This is a genomic window from Hyphomonas sp. (assembly GCF_040882205.1).
Lineage (GTDB): Bacteria > Pseudomonadota > Alphaproteobacteria > Caulobacterales > Hyphomonadaceae > Hyphomonas.
The window spans coordinates 1-2,267 of record NZ_JBBEBT010000284.1; the positions used below are offsets into that span (position 1 = coordinate 1).

Below are 2,267 nucleotides of genomic sequence, written 5' to 3' on the forward strand. Positions count from 1 at the left end.
GCCTTGCCGATGGGCAGAACGAAATCGTCCAGATCCGGCACCGGGAAGGATTGGCCGTAGAGCAGCTCATGCTCGAGGAACACGACCGGGTTCGGGTCGCGGATTGCGGCTTTCAGCAGGCCCTTGGCATCCGCTGCATCATAGGGCGCGATGACCTTGAGGCCGGGAACCTGTGCGTACCAGGACGAATAGTCATGGCTATGCTGAGCGCCGACCCGGCTGGCGGCGCCGTTCGGCCCGCGGAACACGATGGGGCAGCCCATCTGGCCGCCGCTCATGTAAAGCGTCTTGGCGGCCGAGTTGATGATATGGTCGATGGCCTGCATGGCGAAGTTGAAGGTCATGAACTCGACAATCGGCCTCAGGCCCGCAAAGGCAGCGCCCACGCCGAGGCCCGCAAAGCCATGCTCCGTGATCGGCGTATCGATGACGCGGCGCTCGCCGAATTCCTGCAGCAGTTCGCGGGTCACCTTGTAGGCGCCCTGATATTGCGCGACCTCCTCGCCCATGACGAACACCCGCTCGTCGCGGCGCATCTCTTCGGCCATGGCATCGCGCAGCGCATCGCGCACGGTGGTTTCGGTAAAGCTCGTACCTTCGGGAATTGAGGGATCAGCCACCACCTTTGCGCGCGGCTGTTCCGGCGCGGCCGTATCAGGTGTTTCTGTTTCGGGCACAGCCTTTTGGGCTTCGGCCTGCTCGGCCTTGGCGGGAGCGGCCTCTGCCTTCGGCGCAGGTTTCGAAACCTCTTCACCGTCTGAAGCGAGCACCGCGATGATCGCGTTGACCTTCACGCCTTCGGTGCCCTCCGGCACAACGATGCGCGCGATCACGCCTTCATCGACGGCCTCGACTTCCATCGTCGCCTTATCGGTTTCGATCTCGGCGATGATGTCGCCGGATTTGACGCTGTCGCCTTCCTTCTTCAGCCATTTGGAGAGCGTGCCCTCCTCCATGGTGGGCGACAGTGCGGGCATCAGGATGTCTACTGACATATTCAGGCTCCGGAAAACGGGAGGACTTGAAGAAAAATCATGACCACGCCGGTCACACCGGCAAAAAAGGCCAGGGTGCGCAACACCGGCACGCCGAACCAGTAGAGCGGCGCAAAGGCGAGGCGCGCCAGGAAGAAGATCATGCAGCCCGCCTGCGTCCACTCGTTCGTCCGCTCACTTATGACTGCGACGAGCACCAGGGGCACGAACATGCACATCGCTTCAATCATGTTGGCCGTGGCGCGCTTCGCTCTGCCAAGCGCCAAACTGGCGGCCGCGAGGGTGTCGCGGGGCCCAAGCAGGTCCTTCGGCTTGTACTGTATGTTTGCCGCGACGATCTCTCCGCAGATATAGACAAAGAAAAGCGCGGTTGTGGCCGACAGCCAGGAGAGCTCCGCGATCATCCGGCCGCCTCCTCGATCAAAACATCCGTCCACAGCTCGCGGGCGTCCGGCTCCGGGCTTTCCAGCGAGAAGTCAGCCGCTTCTTTCACGATGGCCTTGATCTCGTTATCGATCTTCTTGAGGTCGTCGTCGGTCGCGTGGCCGAGCTCGATCAGCTGGCCCTTCAGGCCCTCGATCGGATCATGGTGCGTGCGGATGTCGTCGACTTCCTCGCGCTTGCGATACTTCGCGGGGTCGGACATCGAGTGGCCCCGGTAGCGATACGTCTTCATCTCGAGAATGTACGGCCCCTTGCCGGCGCGTGCATGTTTCACGGCCTTCTCGCCAGCCTCGCGCACGGCCAGCACATCCATTCCGTCGACTTCCTCGCCTTCAATCTCGAACGAGATGCCGCGCTTGAAGAGCTCGACCTCGGCCGAGGCACGTTCCACGCTCGTGCCCATCGCGTACATGTTGTTCTCGATCACGTAGATCACCGGCAGCTTCCAGAGGCTCGCCATGTTGAAGGCTTCGTAGACCTGGCCCTGGTTGGCCGCGCCGTCGCCGAAATAGGCGAGGCTCACATTATCATTGCCGCGATACCGGTTGGCGAAGGCGAGGCCGGTACCGAGCGGGACCTGCGCGCCGACGATGCCGTGGCCGCCATAGAAGTTCTTTTCCTTCGAGAACATGTGCATTGAGCCGCCCTTGCCCCGCGACAGGCCGCCGATGCGCCCGGTCAGCTCCGCCATTACGCCGCTGGGGTCCAGACCGCAGGCCAGCATGTGGCCGTGGTCGCGGTAGCCGGTTATGACCTGATCGCCGTCCTTCAGGCAGGCCTGCATGCCGGTCACAACCGCTTCCTGCCCGATATAGAGGTGGCAGAAGC

The 2,267-nt window shown here is 62.6% G+C and carries 3 protein-coding genes; all 3 read right to left on the reverse strand.

What is annotated here, in order from left to right:
- On the reverse strand, positions 1-995 hold a 995-nt coding region (locus WEA77_RS12195), incomplete at its 3' end, for a pyruvate dehydrogenase complex E1 component subunit beta (RefSeq protein WP_368068157.1).
- 2 nt (positions 996-997) lie between these two features.
- Entirely contained in the window at positions 998-1,399 is a 402-nt protein-coding gene (locus WEA77_RS12200; protein WP_368068158.1) for an MAPEG family protein, read from the reverse strand.
- Positions 1,396-2,267: pyruvate dehydrogenase (acetyl-transferring) E1 component subunit alpha (pdhA, locus tag WEA77_RS12205; RefSeq protein WP_368068159.1), on the reverse strand; the 872-nt coding region annotated here is incomplete at its 5' end. The genes pdhA and WEA77_RS12200, both read right to left, overlap by 4 nt.

What these genes read in the sequence shown, in the direction of transcription:
- WEA77_RS12200 (WP_368068158.1), bottom strand. Translation starts at nt 1,399, where the DNA reads ATGATCGCGGAGCTCTCCTGGCTGTCGGCCACAACCGCGCTTTTCTTT.